Here is a 16,072-nt window from a genome sequence, read left to right as displayed (position 1 = left end):
TGTTCCTCAGATGAGCCAACCTGAAAACGACCTCGCGGTCCTGCTGCGCACGATGCAGCCCGAACTGCATCCGGGTGCGTTCGCCTTCGTGTCTTTGCCGGCCGATGCAGACGTGTCGTTGTCCGAAGTGATTGCGACGTTCCGCGAAGCGGAAGGACTGACGGTCGTAGCCAGCGAGGAAACGGTCGCACGCCGCGGCTGGCCCGTGCTGTTCCGCGCCGCGTGGATCACGCTGACCGTGCATTCGGATCTCGCGGCGGTCGGCCTGACGGCCGCGTTCGCGCGGGCGTTGGGCGCAGCCGGCATCAGCTGCAACGTGATGGCCGCCGCATATCACGATCACATCTTCGTGCCGTTCGACGACGGCCCGCGCGCGCTCGATGCGCTCGTCGCGCTGCAGCGCGACGCCATGCGCGGCTAGCGGGCAACGCGTTCCATACGCGCAAAAAAACGGGCCCGTTTCCGGGCCCGCGAACGGAGAGGATTGCGCCGGCGATCGAGAGTCGGCGCAGGGCGGCTTACTTGGCCGCGCCACCCTCGAACCAGGCGGCGAGCTTCACGCGCTCGTCGTCGGTCATGTGCGTGACGTTGCCGATCGGCATCGCCTTCAGGCGCACGGCCTGTTCGTAGATACGCTGCGCATTCTTCGACACTTCGTCCGGCGTGTCGAACATCACGCCGGCCGGCGCGCTGCCCATCAGCGTCGGCTTGGCCGAGTGGCACTCGATGCAGCGCTGCTGCAGGATCGGCATGATGTCGTTGATCACGACCTTCGGTGCGTTGGCAGCCTGTGCTTCCGGTGCGACCGGCTTGGGCATCGTCCACACCAGTGCGCCCGACAGCAGTGCGACGCCGCCGATCGGCAGGTACCACAGCTGCTTGCCGCGGTGGCGCATCACGAAGAACTGACGGATCAGCGCGCCGGCCAGCATGATCAGCACGAGCACGACCCAGTTGAACTTGTTCGTGTACGTCATCGCATAGTGGTTCGACAGCATCGCGAACACGACCGGCAGCGTGAAATACGTGTTGTGCACCGAGCGCTGCTTGCCGCGCTTGCCGTAGATCGGGTTCGGCTCTTCGCCCTTGAGCATCTTGTCGACCATCTTGCGCTGGCCGGGGATGATCACGAAGAACACGTTCGCCGACATGATCGTCGCGAGCATCGCGCCGACGATCAGGTATGCCGCACGGCCCGAGAAGATGTGGCATGCGAGGTACGCGGCGACGACGACATAGATGCCGACGCAGATGCCGAGCACGCGATCGTTGGTGCCGAGGATGCGGCACAGCGAGTCGTAGACGATCCAGCCGGCCGCGAGGAAGCCGAGCGCGGATGCGACGGCGACCACCGGGCCCATGTCGAGCACGCTCTTGTCGATCAGGTACGTGTTCGGTGCGAGCAGGTACAGCACGAAGAACAGCGAGAAGCCCGACAGCCAGGTCGTGTACGACGGCCATTTCGACCAGTGCAGGTCATCCGGCATTTCCGGCGGGGCGACCGTGTACTTCTGCATGTTGTAGAAACCGCCGCCGTGGACGTGCCACAGTTCGCCGAACACGCCGCGCTTGCGCTGGTTCGCGTCGGTAGGCGGTTTCAGGCTGTTGTCGAGTGCGACGAAATAGAAGGACTCGCCGATCCACGCAATGGCGACGATGACGTGCAGCCATCGCAGCGCGAGGTTCAGCCAGTCGGTGATGAAGCCTTCCATGAAACTCCTCCAGACTCAGATCGTTGTCTTTGATGCGGGCGCCGATACGTGTGTCAGCTGCCGCGATAGGTGCTGTACGACCACGGCGACACGAGCAGCGGCACGTGGTAGTGCGATGCGGTGTCGGCGATGCCGAAGCGCAGTACGACGCGGTCGACGAAGCGGGGTTCGGGCACCTTCACGCCGAGCGACGCGAAGTAGTCGCCGGCATGGAATACGAGTTCGTATTCGCCGGCGGCGAGCGCCGCGCCTTCGAGCAGCGGTTCGTCGCAGCGGCCGTCGCTATTGGTCAGCACGGTCTTGATCGCGCGGCGCGATTCGCCGTCCAGCGCGTAGAGGTCCACCTTGATGGAAGCGCCGGGACGACCGTGCGCCGTATCGAGTACGTGGGTAGTGAGCTTTCCCATTCGCAATTGTCCTTGTGTGAATGCGAGGTTCGGCGGCGACTCGATCCATTGACTGTGCGGCGGATCGAGGCTCCACGTCACGTGGCTACATACCCGTCGGCGAGATTGAAGCGAGCGCCGTGCAGGCATTGTAAAAAGGTTCCCCGCGCAAATACGGGCGCGATATCAAAGATAATGCGCCGCGCATGAACAGCTGTCGACGGCACGCCGGCACCGGCGCGCAGCCCGGGATTCCGGCGCCCGGCGGCCTCCCGTGCGGCGTACCATATCGAAACCGTGAAGCGCGGTATTGCAGATCGCGCATTGTGCGCCGCGCGCGCTTGGGCGATGCTGCCGCCGTGCGCGTCGGGCTTCCAGCCCGCGCGTACCCCGAAGACGGCATTCACGCCGGGTAACCGGGCCAGCGCGTTCGAACGGACGCAGGCACCGGGGCGTGCCGCGAATCAGCGTTCGAACGGCTTTGTGAGCGTCTCCGGGAGCGGCTCCCGGGGGCAGAACGACGCGGAGAACGCATGAACCTCGAGCAGCACGCCGGCGCACGCGCGCCGCACCTTTCCTCATCCCGCCCGAAAACCCTGCTGGTCAAGCACGCCGACGTGCTCGTGACCATGGACGACACGCGCCGCGAACTGCGCGACGCGGGGCTTTATATCGAAGACAACCGGATCGTCGCGGTCGGCCCGAGCGCCGAGCTGCCCGACACCGCCGACGAAGTGCTCGACCTGCGCGGCCACCTGGTGATCCCGGGGCTCGTGAACACGCACCATCACATGTACCAGAGCCTCACGCGCGCGGTGCCGGCCGCGCAGAACGCCGAGCTGTTCGGCTGGCTCACGAACCTGTACCGGATCTGGGCGCATCTGACGCCCGAGATGATCGAGGTGTCGACGCTCACCGCGATGGCCGAGCTGCTGCAGTCGGGTTGCACGACGTCGAGCGACCACCTGTACATCTACCCGAACGGCAGCCGGCTCGACGACAGCATCGGCGCCGCGCAGCGCATCGGCATGCGCTTTCACGCGAGCCGTGGCGCGATGAGCGTCGGCCAGCGCGACGGCGGGCTGCCGCCCGATTCGGTCGTCGAGCGCGAGCCCGACATCCTGCGCGACGCGCAGCGCTTGATCGAGACCTATCACGACGAAGGCCGCTACGCGATGCTGCGCGTGGTCGTCGCACCGTGTTCGCCGTTCTCGGTGAGCCGCGGCCTGATGCGTGACGCAGCCGTGCTGGCGCGCGACTACGGCGTGTCGCTGCACACGCACCTGGCCGAGAACGTCAACGATATCGCATACAGCCGCGAGAAGTTCGGGATGACGCCCGCCGAATACGCGGAAGATCTCGGCTGGGTCGGCCACGACGTGTGGCATGCGCACTGCGTGCAGCTCGACGATGCAGGCATCGGCCTGTTCGCACGCACCGGCACCGGCGTCGCGCACTGTCCGTGCTCGAACATGCGGCTCGCGTCGGGCATCGCGCCGGTGAAGAAGATGCGTCTCGCCGGCGTGCCGGTCGGCCTCGGCGTCGACGGCTCCGCGTCGAACGACGGCGCGCAGATGGTCGCGGAAGTGCGGCAGGCGTTGCTGCTGCAGCGGGTCGGATTCGGGCCCGATGCAATGACCGCGCGCGAGGCGCTCGAGATCGCGACGCTCGGCGGCGCGAAGGTGCTGAACCGCGACGACATCGGTGCGCTGAAGCCCGGCATGGCCGCCGACTTCGCCGCGTTCGACCTGCGCCAGCCGCTGTTCGCGGGCGCGCTGCACGATCCGGTCGCGGCGCTCGTGTTCTGTGCGCCGTCGCAGACGGCATACACGGTGGTGAACGGGAAGGTGGTGGTGCGGGAAGGGCGGCTCGCGACGCTCGACCTGCCGCCGGTCATCGAGCGCCACAACGCGCTGGCGCAGGCACTCGTGGAGGCGTCGCGCTGACGCGCGGGCGTGGTGGTCGCGCCGCGCGTTGCGGATCGGCGCGCGGCGGTTGTAGCCGCCGCCGCACGCGGCACATCACACCGGGTCACGCCGTCACGGCATGACCGACGCGCGCATCGTGCGCGATTACGGCTCGATCAGCGTGCGGGTCGCTTCGGCGACGAGGCCGCGCAGCCAGCGCACTTCGTCGGAGTAGTGGCAGCGTTCGTGCCACAGCTGGTAGTACTGCATCGGCGGGAAGTCGAGCGGCGCCGGCACGACCGACAGCGGCAGGAACTTCGCGTAATGATCGGCGAACAGGCGCGTCGTCGTGAAGATCAGGTCGGACTTCACCAGCACGTACGGTGCGAGGTTGAAGTACGGCAGCGTGACGACCACGTGGCGCTTGAGCCGCTCGCGCGCGAGGTGCACGTCGATCGCGCCGCGCTGGCCGACCGAGTACGGCGTCGGTGCGAGATGCGGCGCATTCAGGTACTGGTCGAGCGTGAGCCCGCCGCGCTTCGCGAACGGGTGCGTGTTGCTCATCAGGCAGACGATCTGGTCGACGAACAGGTTCGACAGGTGCAGTTGTTCGGGCGGCTCGGGCCAGTTGCCGACGACGATGTCGAGCTTGCCGTCTTCGAGCGCGAGCTCGTAGTCGAACGCGGGGCCGAGCGAGTGAAACTCGAGCGTCGCATTCGGCGCGGCCTGGCGGAAGCGTTCGACCACGGTCGGCACGAACAGCACGTTCAGGTAGTCGGGGCAGCCGATCCGGTAGCAGCGGATCGACGTGGCCGGGTCGAAGTTGTGCTGCTGGAACTTGATGCGCTCGATTTCGCGCAGTGCGTTCTGCACCGGCTCGAGCAGGCGCAGCCCGTATTCGGTCGGGACCATGCCGGACTTGCCGCGCACGAGCAGCGGGTCGCCGGTGATGTCGCGCAGGCGCCGCAGCGCGGCGCTGATCGCCGGTTGCGACTGGTTCAGTTTGACGGCCGCGCGCGTAACGCTGCGCTCCATCAACAAGGTGTGCAAGACGCGCAAGAGGTACGTGTCGATCGCCTCGCGTTGCTGACTCATGATATCTCCGTTTTATATGTCCGGGCTGATCGAGGGGGCGGGGGAATATATGGTTTTTAATATGAACCACGGGCAGCGTCAAGAGATGGATACCCGCAGACGCCCGCCGGCCGGGCCCCGGCAAGGGGTCCGGCAAGGGGTCCGAACGGGGCGGAATACGGGCGAGCACGGCGCCGCGCGGATGCGCATTGCACGCATCCGGTGGTCAGGGCGCCGCGCGTGACGAGCGCGGTGCGTCAGTCGTCGATGCGCATGCCGACTTTCAGCGTGACCTGCCAGTGGATGACCTGGTCGCCTTCGATGTGGCCGCGTGTTTCGGTCACCTGGAACCAGTGCAGGTTGTGCAGCGTCTTGCCGGCTTTCGAGATCGCGTTGCGGATGGCGTCGTCGCAAGATTGCCGCGACGAGCCGGTCAGTTCGATCAGCTTGTAGACGTGGTCGCTCATGATGCGCTCCCTGGGAGGTTGGTATGGGCGGCCGGCGCAAGCGGCGGGCCCGAAGCGGCGCCGCGCGTGTCCGGCTTCTTGAGTGATAGGTATGATGGGCGGCAAGTGCAACCCCAATTGGAGACGAGGAACATCGTGGAAGTCGGATTTTGCGGACCGGGATTGATGGGCGCGCCGATGATTCGGCATTTGCTGGCGGCGGGGCACCGGGTCAGCGTATGGAACCGGACGCGCGGCAAGGCCGAGGCGCTTGAAAAAGACGGCGCGCAAGTGGTCGACACGCCGCGCGAACTGGCCGAGCGCGTCGACACGGTGTTCGTGTGCGTGCTCGACGGCCGCGCGATCGGCGACGTCGTGTTCGGCGAGCACGGGCTCCTTGCGGGCGAAGCGAAGGCGCGCCGTTTGAAGCGCATCGTCGATCATTCGAGCATTCCGCCTGCGGCGACGCGCGACTACGCGGCGCGCGCGGCCGCGCTCGGCGTCGGCTGGATCGACGCGCCGGTGTCGGGTGGCGTGCCCGGCGCGCAGGCCGGCACGCTCGCGGTGATGGCGGGCGGCGGCGCGGCGGATCTCGATGCGGTGCGGCCGCTGATCGACACCTACGCATCGCGCATCACGCACATGGGCGACGCGGGTGCGGGCCAGACCGCGAAGCTGTGCAACCAGGCGATCGTCACCGCGACGGTGACCGCGATCGCGGAAGCCGTCGGCCTGGCGCAGGCGAGCGGCATCGACGCCGCGCGTCTGGCCGACGCGCTGGCGGGCGGGTGGGCCGATTCGGTGCTGCTGCAGACCTTCGTGCCGCGCATGACGTCGGGCGGCCATCCGTCGATCGGCGCGCTCGCCACGTTCCAGAAGGACGTCGACGCAATTGCCGATGCCGCGCGCGATACGGGCGCGGTGATGCCCGTATCGGCCACGGTGCAGCAGGTGCTGCGGCTGGGCGCCGCGCAGGGGCTCGCCGGTGCCGATTTCGCCGCGTTCATCGACATCGTCCGGCCCGGCAACGGGCGCGGGACGGCACGGTGATCGCGCGGCGGCGGTAAAGCGGGAAACCTGAATGGCCGATGGGCCGCCCGGAGGCGGCCCATCGTGTCGGTGTCGGTTCAGCCGAGGGAGCGCGGTGTCGTGTCGCCGGCGTTCTGGCGCCCGAGCCCGCCGCGCAGGCTGGCCTTCGTGCCTGCACCAAATTCGGGCAGGATGCGCGCGCGCGCGCGGCTCGCGAACACGAGGAAGCCAAAGCCGTTCGCCTCGTACCAGTACCCGCCGTTCTCGAGACCGTCGAGTGGCTGTTCGAGTGCGTTGGCGATCGATTCGATGCAGCGCTTGCGCAGTTCGGCAATGGCCGGATAGGGCGGCTGTGCGCCGCGCACGCTGCATAGAAGCACATCGAGGCCGGGCAGCACATGCGCATAGAGGACGGGTTCGTCCTGCGCACGGGCGCGGGCAATCTTGGTGTCGAGCTGCGCGAAAGGTTTCGAATGGCGCAATACCGCGAGGAACGACTCCTGGCCATCCTGTTGCGCGCGTCGACGTTTTTTCGGGAAGGACATAAACACTCGCCTCAAAAACAATTGCAAGAAATGCGGCATTTTCATGCGACCCACTCCCGGCTATGTACGCCGCATGCCGATCCTTTATAGCACACGAAAATGCTGCACTCGTGCGGTACGACGATCAATGTCTCCCGTCGACCCGCTTGCCACGATGATCGACACAGCCAGCGTCTTGGCGCCCGTACTGTCGTTTAGTCTCCATCATAGACCTGCTTTTCCCGCGCGTGCATTCGCCCGTCACAAAAAAATGAGATAAGCCTCGCGCGGCCGTGCGCGGCGCGCGCCCAACAAAAAGGCCCGCACATGGCGGGCCCGATAGTTGCGGCGTGGCGCGGTGCTCAGCGTTGCTTGAGCGAATCGCGGATCTCGCGCAGCAGCACGATGTCTTCCGGCGTTGCGGCCGGCGCGGCTTCTTCCGGCTTGCGCAGCTTGTTGATGAATTTCACCATCATGAAAATGATGAACGCGAGGATCACGAAGTTGATCGCCACGGTGATGAACGAGCCGTAGCCGAACGCGGCAACGCCCGCGGCCTGCAGGTCCTTGAACGAATCGGGATTACCCTTGAACGACGGGGGGATGGTGCCGAGCAGAACGAACTTGTTCGAGAAATCCAGACCGCCGGTTACCACGCCGATGACCGGCATGATGAGGTCTTTCACGACCGAGTCGACGATCTTCGAGAATGCGCCACCGATGATCACGCCGACGGCGAGATCCATCACGTTGCCCTTGACGGCGAATTCCTTGAATTCCTTGATTATGCTCATGAGCGGCTTTCTCCTGGTTGGGGCGAGGGGAGGCGTGCCGCGACGCGCAGGGCTGCGAAGCGTCTGATGGGATCGGAGGCACGCCGATGGCCGCATGATAGCGAACGTGCCCCATTGCCGGTAGCCCATCTTGAAATGATTAACAAATCAGGGGACCGGCGCGAGTGGAAATGAAAGGAAGCGCGGCGTGAGGGGCGGGCGTCGCGCGATGCGTCGGCGCCCGCGTGCGAATGCTCAGGTATTGTCGTCGGTCCAGCCGTCGTCGTTGCTGCCGAGATCGACACTGCCGCCGCCGTTGCCGTCGCTCCAGTTCGAATTGTCGCCGCGACCCAGGTCGAAGCCCGGATCGTTGTTCTCCTGGCGTCGGCGCTGGTCGTCGACGATCACGTCGCGCTCGACCACGCGCTCGCGGCCGCCCGACATCGCTTCGCCGAGCAGCACGCCGGTCAGCAGCCCGCCCATCCCGCCGCCGAAACCGCCGCCTTGCTGGACCACGACGGGTGGCTGCTGTTGCGGATACGGTTGCGGTGGATACGGCTGCTGCGGATACGGTTGCTGCTGATACGGCTGGCCTTGCATGCCGGTCATGCGATCGGCTTCCTGCGCATACACGGAGCCGCTGCCGTTCGCCGGCGCGGCGGGTTGCGCGCCCGGATCGGGGCGGCCTTCGACGCGCGCCTTCACGCTCGCATGCCGCTGCTCGAGTTCGTCGATGCGATACGGCGGCACCGGGTTCTTGCCGTTCGACAGCGTTTCGACGAGCGTGCGCGCATCGGTCTCGATGCCTTCGAGCTCGCCGGTGAGCGCGGCCGCGCCGGGCGCGGTCGAGAGCTTCGCGTCGAGTTTCAGCGGACGAATGTCGTTCAGCACGTCGGTCGCGCGCTTCAACTGCGTGCGGCGTTCGTCGTCGGCGCGGCTGTCGTCGGCCGAGCGTGCACGTCGCAACGTCCAGCGCAGCACCAGCGCGATGATCGCGACGATCAGCCCGAGGCCGATCCACATGCCGGTCGACGGACCATGTTTCGCGACCGGCACGGCCGGTGCGAGCGACGACTGCAACGAACCGCTCTGCGTGGCCGACGGTGCGTTGCCACTGATGCGCGCGGCGTCTGCGCGAATGCGCGATTCCGTCTGCGCGAAGTGCGACGCGTCGGTGAAGCGCAGTTGCGGATCGAGCGACTTTGCCTTCTGCAGCTGCGTGAGCGCATCGGACGCGCGACCTTCGCGGTCAAGCACCTGCGCGTACAGGTAGCGCGCATGCGCGTTGTTCGGATGGGCATCGATGACTTGCGACAGCTGCGTGTCGGCACGCTGCCAGTCACGTTGTGCGATCGACTGCTCGACTTGCTGCAGCGACGGGACCGCAAATGCGGCGGACGACAGCAGCATCAGCGAGAGGCCGAGCGCGGTGAGAGATTTCTTCATGGTCGAACCGGGCGCGAGCGCCCGTCTCCTGACGATCGGTGCGCGCCGCGGGCCCGGCGGGCCGCGGCGCGGTTGCCGTTACTGCGCGGGCGTGTCGAGCTGCTTCTTCAGCGCGGCGAGGCGATCCTCGACCGACGGGCCCTTGTTCAGCGCGGCGAGCTTGTCGTCGAGCGCCTTGCCGCTCGACGTGTCGGCCGAATTCAGGCGTGCGTCCGAGCGCGCGTTCTGCAGCGCGACCTTGTCCTCGAGCTTCTGGAAGTCCTCGGACAGGTTCTTGCCGCCGATGCCGCCCAGCGCGCTGGCCGCGACGTCCTTCGCCTGCGCGATTTCCTGTTTCGCCTGCAGGATGTTCGAGCGCGCATTCAGGTCGTTGCGGCGCTGGCGCATGTCGGCGATCTGCCCCTTCAGCTTGTCGACCGACGGTTCGAGCGTCGTCAGCTCGGCCGCAAGCGCATCGCGCTCGGCTTCCGCGTTCGACTGCGCGGCAAGCGCCTCGCGTGCGAGCGCTTCGTCGCCGGCCTGCAGCGCGCGCTTCGCGCCGTCCTCGTACTTCTTCACCTTGTCGTCGGCCGCATCGCGCTTGCTGCGCTGGGTCGCGACCTGTGCCTCGATCTCGATCAGCGAATTCTCGGCACGGCCGATGCTGTCGTCGAGCTCCCGCACGATCTGCCGTGCGTCGCGCGACGGATCCTGTACCGAGTCGGCCGCGTCGTTCAGCAGGCCTTTGATCGTGCGCGAAACAGAGTCGAAAAGCGACATGAAATCCTCCGTGGTTGAAAGGTGCCGCGTGAGCGCGGCAGTGCCCGTCGCGAATCGGATCCGACCCGCGTGAGCCGGCGGATATTACACCGCCGGCCCCTTAAATACGGCTTAAGCGCCGGAGTTCAAGCGGCATGCACGTGCAGAACTCGAACCTTTCGTGTTTGAAAGAAACGCTGCGGCGCGCGCCGGGCCGCGAGTCCATGATAGGCGGAGCATGCCGCCAATACGTTTCGCAATTCACGGTTATGCGGGAATTTTTACAAAAAATCGCGAAGCCGATCGGTCGATTTCATTAAAATGCGCTGTCACGTCGCGGGAACGGATCGCCGCGCGGCGGGGTCTGTCGACGTGACAGTTGCCGCGATGCACCCACTCTGATTCATCCGCTTGCATTTCCGCATGCGTCCGAGGGCGCCACGCCGCCCGCCATTCCGACATGCCAATTATCAAACGACCGTCTTCTCCTTCCGACCGGAACGAACCTCACTACACGTTACGCCGTTCGCCATCGGGAGCCTATTACCCCGACGACGACCGCGACGACGACCGTCGCGCGCAGCGCAGCGGAGGCGGGGGCGGCCGCCGCTCGTTCGGCTCGCGCGTCGCACTGTGGTTCGTCGGGCTGTTCGCGACGCTCGCGATTGTCGGCGCGCTGATCGTCGGCTACGCACTCGTCGTGATGGCCCCGCAACTGCCGTCGCTCGATGCGCTGACCAACTACCAGCCGAAGGTGCCGCTGCGCGTGTTCACCGCCGATCACGTGCTGATCGGCGAGTTCGGCGAGGAGCGCCGCAGCCTCGTGCGCTTCCAGGACATTCCCGACGTGATGAAGAAGGCGGTGCTCGCGATCGAGGACTACCGCTTCTACGAACACGGCGGCGTCGACTTCGTCGGCATCCTGCGCGCGGGCGTGGCCGACCTGCTGCACGGTGGCGCGCGCCAGGGCGCGAGCACGATCACGATGCAGGTCGCACGCAACTTCTTCCTGTCGAGCGAGAAGACCTACACGCGCAAGATCTACGAGATGCTGCTCGCGTACAAGATCGAGAAGGCGCTGACGAAGGACCAGATCCTCGAGCTGTACATGAACCAGATCTATCTGGGTCAGCGCTCGTACGGCTTCGCGGCCGCCGCGCGCGTGTATTTCGGCAAGGACCTGAAGGACATCACGCTCGCGGAAGCGGCGATGCTCGCGGGGCTGCCGAAGGCGCCGTCCGCGTATAACCCGGTCGTCAACCCGAAGCGCGCGAAGGTTCGCCAGGAATACATCCTGAAGCGCATGCTCGAGATCGGCTACATCACGCAGCCGCAGTACGACCAGGCGGTGAAGGAAGAGATCCACGTGCGCACGCCGGGCAACCAGTACGCGGTGCACGGTGAATACGTCTCCGAGATGGTGCGGCAGATGATGTACCAGCAGTACAAGGACGAAACCTATACGCGCGGGCTGACCGTCACGACGACGATCAACTCGGCCGACCAGGAAGCCGCGTACCAGGCCGTGCGCCGCGGCATTCTCGATTACGAGCGCCGCCACGGCTATCGCGGGCCGGAAGGCTCGATCAACCTGCCGGCCGCTGGCGACGACCGCGACGAGGCGATCGACGACGCGCTCGCCGATCATCCGGACAACGGCGACCTGCAGTCGGCGGTGGTGCTGACGGCGTCGCCGAACGCGGTCGAGGTGCAGTTCGTCGGTGGCGCGACGACGACGATCGGCTCGGCCGGGCTGCGCTTCGTGTCGGCCGCGCTGAATCCGCGTGCGAATGCCACGCTGCGGATCAAGCCGGGCTCGATCGTGCGCGTGCTGAAGGACGGCAAGACGGGCTGGCAGGTCGTGCAGCTGCCGCAGGTCGAAGGCGCGCTCGTCGCGATCGCGCCGCAGGACGGTGCGATCCGCTCGCTCGTCGGCGGCTTCGACTTCAACAAGAGCAAGTTCAACCACGTGACGCAAGCGTGGCGCCAGCCGGGTTCGTCGTTCAAGCCGTTCATCTATTCGGCGTCGCTCGACAAGGGGCTCGGGCCGGCGACGATCATCAACGATGCGCCGCTGTACTTCCCGCCGAGCGTGCCGGGCGGCACCGCGTGGGAGCCGAAGGACGACGACCAGCCGGACGGCCCGATGACGATGCGTACCGGCCTGCAGCGTTCGAAGAACCTCGTGTCGATCCGGATCCTCGCGTCGATCGGCACGCAGTATGCGCAGCAGTACGTGACGCAGCGCTTCGGCTTCGATCCGGCGAAGACGCCGCCGTACCTGCCGATGGCGCTCGGTGCGGGCCTCGTGACGCCGCTGCAGCTCGCGACCGGTTATGCGGTATTCGCGAACGGCGGCTACAAGGTCGATCCGTACCTGATCGCCGAAGTCGACGACGCGCGCGGCCAGCCGCTGCAGAAGTCGCAGCCGGTGGTCGCGGGCGGCACGGCGCCGCGCACGATCGAAGGCCGCAACGCGTACGTGATGAACAGCCTGCTGCACACGGTCGCGACGGCCGGCACGGGTGCCGGCACCAACGCGCTCGGCCGTAGCGACCTGCAGGGCAAGACGGGTACGACGAACGATGCGAAGGACGGCTGGTTCGCCGGCTACCAGCAGTCGCTCGTCGCGGTCGCGTGGATGGGCTTCGACCAGCCGAAGAGCCTCGGCAGCCGCGAATTCGGCGCGCAGCTCGCGCTGCCGATCTGGGTGAACTACATGCGCACTGCGCTGAACGGTGTGCCCGAGCAGCAGATGCCGATGCCGGACGGCCTGACGACGGTCGACGGCGAGCTGTACTACGCCGATCGCACGCCGGGCAACGGCTTCGTCGCGAGCGTGGACATCAACCCGGCCGCGAACGCGATCAGCGCGAACGATGCGCTCGGCTCGGCCGGCTCGGAGGGGCTCGCACCGCCGCCCGTCACGCAGCAGGAGAAGCAGCAGATCATGGACATGTTCGAGAACAAGTAAGCGGTACGCGGATGTTTCGCATGCGACGGGCGCCTTCGGGCGCCCGTTTTTTTGCGTGTCGCGGCCTCGGCCCGGTAGGGCGAATCAGAACGACGCGCAGGCCGGCACGAGCGTGATGCCGACCGATTCCTGCCGGAAGCGCTCGCGGTACGCATGCCGGATCGCGGCGAGCCGCGCGTGCGTGTCGGCGGTATCGTCGGCGACGATACGGACCACGAAGCTCGCTTCGCGGATGATCCGGCCGGTGGCGCGGTCGCGCCATTGGCCGCGGGTGTCCCAGTATGTGAAGCCGTCCGGAAAGCGCGGCGTGACGACGTCGGCGAGGAAGGCCGCGCGCTCCGCATCGGTGACGGGGCCGCGTCCCGCGATATCGCGCCCGAACAGCAGGTCGGCTTGCAGCATCCGGTGCGCGTCCGGCTGCATGCAGGCTGCAGACGCGTCGATGATGGGCGAGGGCGGTGCCGCACAACCGGCGAACAGTGCAAGGGCGGCGGCGCCGATCATGGAGCGCATGCGACGCCGCCACGTCGCGGGACGCGCGCTCGGCGGCGGCATCTGCCTATTTCGCGTCCGACGCCCTTCGCGCGCATAAAACGCTGCCTGCTCAATGACTTGCGTGTTTGTCCGGCGGGTTATCAACAGGGCTGTCAACATAAACTGGGGATAACCCTGAGTAGCCTGCGTGGATTCAGTGATGCAGTTTCGCGTGCGCGAGATGCATGCCGAGCGTCGCGGGGTCGGTGTTCGTGCCCGACAGCAGCACGCCGACCCGCTTGCCCTGCAGCGTTTCGCGCAGCGGGCCGAGCAGCGCCGCGAGCGCTGCCGCGCACGCCGGTTCGACCGACAGCTTCAGGTGCGAGAACAGGAACAGCATCGCCGCGCGCAGTGCGTCGTCGGACACCGTGACGATGCGGTCGATGTGGCGCCGGCACAGCTGGTAGCTGTATTCCTCGGTGTGCGGCGCCATCAGCGAATCGGCGATGGTCTGCATCGCGCTCATCTTGATCGTGTGATTGGCGGCGAAGCTGCGGCTCATCGCGTCGGCGCCTTCCGGCTCGACGCCGTACACGTGCACGCGCGGATTCGCGAGCCGCAGCGCGGTCGACATGCCGGCCGCGAGCCCGCCGCCGCCGATCGGCACGATCACCGCGTCGAGATCGGGCATCTGCGTCGCCCATTCGTAGCCCAGCGTCGCGGTGCCGAGAATCGTGTGATAGCCGTTGAACGGATGGATGAAGAAGCGGCCTTCCTCGGCCTCGATCCGCCGCACGAGGTCGAATGCCTGCGACGCGCTGCCGGCGAGCACGACTTCCGCGCGGTACTGCTTGCACTGCGCGATGCGCATCGGGCTCGCGGTATGGAACATCACGACCTTCGCGCTGCTGCCGAGCCGCATCGCCGCATAGGCGACGGCCGCCGCATGATTGCCGGCCGAGACGCACGTGACGCCGGCGTTCTTGCGCGCTTCGTCGAGTGCCAGCAGGTGCGTGAACGCGCCGCGCGCCTTGAAGCTGCCGCTTGCCTGCAGCAGCTCGAACTTGAAGTTGACGTGCGTGCCCTCGAGGGACGGGAGATCGGCGCGCTCGAACACCGGGGTGCGTGCGACCCACGGTGACAACGCGAAATGCTGCGCGGCGATTTCGTCGAGCGTCGGAATCGGCTCGCCGTCGATCGTCGTATGGGCAGTGCCCTGTTGTTCAGTCGACATGACGTGGCGGGTGGCGGGGGTAGGGGCCGGCCCGCACACGCAGGCCGGCGTGGCGGGCGGTCAGTGTGCGTCGACCGACATGCTGCGGATGAACTTGCGCAGGAACTGCTCGCAGCCGGCGAGCTGCGCGAGCTCGACATACTCGTTCGGCTTGTGTGCCTGCTCGATGTTGCCGGGCCCGCAGACGATGCTCGGGATACCCGCGCGCTCGAACAGGCCGGCCTCGGTGCCGTAGGCGACCTTGCGCTTGTCCTGGTCGGCCGTCAGCGCGCGCACGAGCTGCGTGATCGCGGCCTGTTCGGTCGCGTCGAGCCCCGGCGCCGCGGCGATCTTCGAGAACTCGATCGCCGCGTTCGGATGCTCGCGACGCATCTGCGGCAGCAGCGCTTCCTGCGCATACGCTTCGATGCGCGTGAAGATCTGCTCGGGATCGAGCGTCGGCAGGTTGCGGAACTCGAAGTCGAACCGGCATTCGGCCGGCACCGTATTGATCGCGTTGCCGCCCTGGATCGTGCTCGTCTGCGCGGTCGTGAACGGCACGTCGTACAGCTCGTCGAACGGGCCTTCGGCACGGAAGCGGTCGGCGACGTCGCGGATGTGGCAGATGAGGCGCGCCGCGTACTCGATCGCGTTCAGGCCCTTCGGCGTCAGCGACGAGTGCGCCGCATGGCCGCGCACGCAGCAGCGGTACGCGTTGATGCCCTTGTGCGCGATGATCGGCCGCATGCTGGTGGGCTCGCCGACGATGCAGCCGGACGGCTTCACGCCGCGCTTGACGAGATCGGCGATCAGGAGCGGTGCGCCCGCGCAGCCGATTTCCTCGTCATAGGACAGCGCGAAATGGATCGGCTTCGCGAGCCGGGTCGCCTGCATCTCGGGCAACAGCGCGAGCGCCGTGCCGATGAAGCCCTTCATGTCGCACGTGCCGCGGCCGTACAGGCGGCCGTCGCGCAGCTCGGGCGCGAACGGGTCGCTGTCCCACTGCTGGCCGTCGACCGGCACGACGTCGGTGTGCCCCGACAGCACGATGCCGCCGTCGGTCGAGCCGTCGTATGCGGGCACGGTCGCGAACAGGTTGGCCCAGCCTTCGCGCGGATCGTGCGTGAGCGTCGACGCGATGCCCTTCGCGGCAAGCGCGTCGCGCACCGTTTCGATCAGGCCGAGGTTCGGCACGCGGCTCGTCGTGTCCATCGACACCAACTGCTTGATCCAGGGCAGGCTGACGAGCGAGGCGTCGCCTTGGTCGGCGGCGGACGGCGCCGTCGCGTCGAGAGTGGACATGGCAAAACTCCGTCTGATGAATGGGAAAATCATACTCAAAAACGCGTCCGCCCGCCTTCGCCGGCCGCGATGCG

General features: G+C 66.9%; 16 protein-coding genes. 4 read left to right on the top strand and 12 right to left on the bottom strand.

Annotation, left to right across the window (positions count from 1 at the left end; genetic code table 11):
• Nucleotides 1-10: 10 nt before the first annotated feature.
• On the top strand, nucleotides 11-421 hold the full coding sequence (locus AC1Z3W_RS29270; RefSeq protein WP_057925380.1) for an ACT domain-containing protein: 411 nt from the start codon (nucleotides 11-13) through the stop codon (nucleotides 419-421).
• Nucleotides 422-518: 97 nt separating this feature from the next.
• Here the strand turns inward: AC1Z3W_RS29270 and AC1Z3W_RS29265 are convergent, their stop codons facing one another.
• The 3 genes from AC1Z3W_RS29265 to AC1Z3W_RS29255 form a co-directional block, all read right to left on the bottom strand.
• Nucleotides 519-1,712 (bottom strand): urate hydroxylase PuuD, encoded by a 1,194-nt coding sequence (locus AC1Z3W_RS29265; RefSeq protein WP_057925379.1) that lies wholly within the window; start codon nucleotides 1,710-1,712, stop codon nucleotides 519-521.
• Nucleotides 1,713-1,765: 53 nt separating this feature from the next.
• Nucleotides 1,766-2,119: a hydroxyisourate hydrolase gene (uraH, locus tag AC1Z3W_RS29260; protein WP_057925378.1), complete on the bottom strand. Its 354-nt coding sequence runs from the start codon at nucleotides 2,117-2,119 to the stop codon at nucleotides 1,766-1,768.
• Nucleotides 2,120-2,196: 77 nt separating this feature from the next.
• Complete coding sequence (locus tag AC1Z3W_RS29255) at nucleotides 2,197-2,505, bottom strand: hypothetical protein (RefSeq protein ID WP_160327440.1); 309 nt, start codon at nucleotides 2,503-2,505, stop codon at nucleotides 2,197-2,199.
• Between the two features lie 126 nt (nucleotides 2,506-2,631).
• On the opposite strand from AC1Z3W_RS29255, the gene AC1Z3W_RS29250 reads away from it, so the two are divergent.
• Nucleotides 2,632-4,044: an 8-oxoguanine deaminase gene (locus AC1Z3W_RS29250; RefSeq protein WP_124833139.1), complete on the top strand. Its 1,413-nt coding sequence runs from the start codon at nucleotides 2,632-2,634 to the stop codon at nucleotides 4,042-4,044.
• Between the two features lie 126 nt (nucleotides 4,045-4,170).
• Here AC1Z3W_RS29250 and AC1Z3W_RS29245 read toward each other — a convergent pair whose 3' ends face one another.
• Both AC1Z3W_RS29245 and AC1Z3W_RS29240 read right to left on the bottom strand, forming a co-directional pair.
• On the bottom strand, nucleotides 4,171-5,100 hold the full coding sequence (locus tag AC1Z3W_RS29245) for a LysR substrate-binding domain-containing protein (RefSeq protein ID WP_057925376.1): 930 nt from the start codon (nucleotides 5,098-5,100) through the stop codon (nucleotides 4,171-4,173).
• Nucleotides 5,101-5,336: 236 nt separating this feature from the next.
• Nucleotides 5,337-5,546, bottom strand: coding sequence for a dodecin (locus tag AC1Z3W_RS29240; RefSeq protein ID WP_006755984.1), 210 nt, complete (start codon nucleotides 5,544-5,546; stop codon nucleotides 5,337-5,339).
• Nucleotides 5,547-5,681: 135 nt separating this feature from the next.
• On the opposite strand from AC1Z3W_RS29240, the gene AC1Z3W_RS29235 reads away from it, so the two are divergent.
• A complete protein-coding gene (locus AC1Z3W_RS29235) occupies nucleotides 5,682-6,575 on the top strand; it encodes an NAD(P)-dependent oxidoreductase (RefSeq protein WP_483509034.1) in 894 nt (297 codons plus the stop codon).
• Nucleotides 6,576-6,652: 77 nt separating this feature from the next.
• On the opposite strand, the gene AC1Z3W_RS29230 is transcribed toward AC1Z3W_RS29235, so the two are convergent.
• The 4 genes from AC1Z3W_RS29230 to AC1Z3W_RS29215 all read right to left on the bottom strand — a co-directional run bounded on the left by AC1Z3W_RS29230 (nucleotide 6,653) and on the right by AC1Z3W_RS29215 (nucleotide 10,056).
• On the bottom strand, nucleotides 6,653-7,099 hold the full coding sequence (locus tag AC1Z3W_RS29230) for a hypothetical protein (RefSeq protein ID WP_027784713.1): 447 nt from the start codon (nucleotides 7,097-7,099) through the stop codon (nucleotides 6,653-6,655).
• Between the two features lie 341 nt (nucleotides 7,100-7,440).
• Nucleotides 7,441-7,872 (bottom strand): large conductance mechanosensitive channel protein MscL, encoded by a 432-nt coding sequence (gene mscL / locus AC1Z3W_RS29225; protein ID WP_057925374.1) that lies wholly within the window; start codon nucleotides 7,870-7,872, stop codon nucleotides 7,441-7,443.
• Nucleotides 7,873-8,106: 234 nt separating this feature from the next.
• The gene (locus AC1Z3W_RS29220; RefSeq protein ID WP_483509033.1) at nucleotides 8,107-9,297 is read right to left on the bottom strand and encodes a tetratricopeptide repeat protein; all 1,191 of its coding nucleotides are present in this window, start codon (nucleotides 9,295-9,297) and stop codon (nucleotides 8,107-8,109) included.
• Between the two features lie 78 nt (nucleotides 9,298-9,375).
• Nucleotides 9,376-10,056: a PspA/IM30 family protein gene (locus AC1Z3W_RS29215; protein ID WP_044843730.1), complete on the bottom strand. Its 681-nt coding sequence runs from the start codon at nucleotides 10,054-10,056 to the stop codon at nucleotides 9,376-9,378.
• Between the two features lie 439 nt (nucleotides 10,057-10,495).
• On the opposite strand from AC1Z3W_RS29215, the gene AC1Z3W_RS29210 reads away from it, so the two are divergent.
• Entirely contained in the window at nucleotides 10,496-13,009 is a 2,514-nt protein-coding gene (locus tag AC1Z3W_RS29210) for a penicillin-binding protein 1A (protein WP_175824940.1), read from the top strand.
• A gap of 84 nt (nucleotides 13,010-13,093) precedes the next feature.
• Here the strand turns inward: AC1Z3W_RS29210 and AC1Z3W_RS29205 are convergent, their stop codons facing one another.
• From AC1Z3W_RS29205 to argE, 3 genes are all read right to left on the bottom strand, one after another.
• Entirely contained in the window at nucleotides 13,094-13,522 is a 429-nt protein-coding gene (locus tag AC1Z3W_RS29205) for a DUF3574 domain-containing protein (protein WP_124833217.1), read from the bottom strand.
• 175 nt (nucleotides 13,523-13,697) lie between these two features.
• A complete protein-coding gene (locus tag AC1Z3W_RS29200; protein WP_483509031.1) occupies nucleotides 13,698-14,717 on the bottom strand; it encodes a threonine/serine dehydratase family protein in 1,020 nt (339 codons plus the stop codon).
• Between the two features lie 60 nt (nucleotides 14,718-14,777).
• Nucleotides 14,778-15,998: an acetylornithine deacetylase gene (gene argE, locus AC1Z3W_RS29195; protein WP_483509030.1), complete on the bottom strand. Its 1,221-nt coding sequence runs from the start codon at nucleotides 15,996-15,998 to the stop codon at nucleotides 14,778-14,780.
• Between the last annotated feature and the right edge of the window lie 74 nt (nucleotides 15,999-16,072).

It is taken from the genome of Burkholderia sp. 10_S31 (assembly GCF_056930375.1).
This window is presented reverse-complemented; position numbering and strand designations above follow the sequence as displayed.

Excerpts from the sequence above, each read along its gene's own strand:
- argE (WP_483509030.1), bottom strand. The coding sequence starts at position 15,998 with ATGTCCACTCTCGACGCGACGGCGCCGTCCGCCGCCGACCAAGGCGAC.
- uraH (WP_057925378.1), bottom strand. The coding sequence starts at position 2,119 with ATGGGAAAGCTCACTACCCACGTACTCGATACGGCGCACGGTCGTCCC.
- AC1Z3W_RS29210 (WP_175824940.1), top strand. The coding sequence starts at position 10,496 with ATGCCAATTATCAAACGACCGTCTTCTCCTTCCGACCGGAACGAACCT.
- mscL (WP_057925374.1), bottom strand. The coding sequence starts at position 7,872 with ATGAGCATAATCAAGGAATTCAAGGAATTCGCCGTCAAGGGCAACGTG.
- AC1Z3W_RS29245 (WP_057925376.1), bottom strand. The coding sequence starts at position 5,100 with ATGAGTCAGCAACGCGAGGCGATCGACACGTACCTCTTGCGCGTCTTG.
- AC1Z3W_RS29250 (WP_124833139.1), top strand. The coding sequence starts at position 2,632 with ATGAACCTCGAGCAGCACGCCGGCGCACGCGCGCCGCACCTTTCCTCA.
- AC1Z3W_RS29230 (WP_027784713.1), bottom strand. The coding sequence starts at position 7,099 with ATGTCCTTCCCGAAAAAACGTCGACGCGCGCAACAGGATGGCCAGGAG.
- AC1Z3W_RS29270 (WP_057925380.1), top strand. The coding sequence starts at position 11 with ATGAGCCAACCTGAAAACGACCTCGCGGTCCTGCTGCGCACGATGCAG.
- AC1Z3W_RS29200 (WP_483509031.1), bottom strand. The coding sequence starts at position 14,717 with ATGTCGACTGAACAACAGGGCACTGCCCATACGACGATCGACGGCGAG.
- AC1Z3W_RS29220 (WP_483509033.1), bottom strand. The coding sequence starts at position 9,297 with ATGAAGAAATCTCTCACCGCGCTCGGCCTCTCGCTGATGCTGCTGTCG.
- AC1Z3W_RS29240 (WP_006755984.1), bottom strand. The coding sequence starts at position 5,546 with ATGAGCGACCACGTCTACAAGCTGATCGAACTGACCGGCTCGTCGCGG.
- AC1Z3W_RS29215 (WP_044843730.1), bottom strand. The coding sequence starts at position 10,056 with ATGTCGCTTTTCGACTCTGTTTCGCGCACGATCAAAGGCCTGCTGAAC.
- AC1Z3W_RS29265 (WP_057925379.1), bottom strand. The coding sequence starts at position 1,712 with ATGGAAGGCTTCATCACCGACTGGCTGAACCTCGCGCTGCGATGGCTG.
- AC1Z3W_RS29205 (WP_124833217.1), bottom strand. The coding sequence starts at position 13,522 with ATGCGCTCCATGATCGGCGCCGCCGCCCTTGCACTGTTCGCCGGTTGT.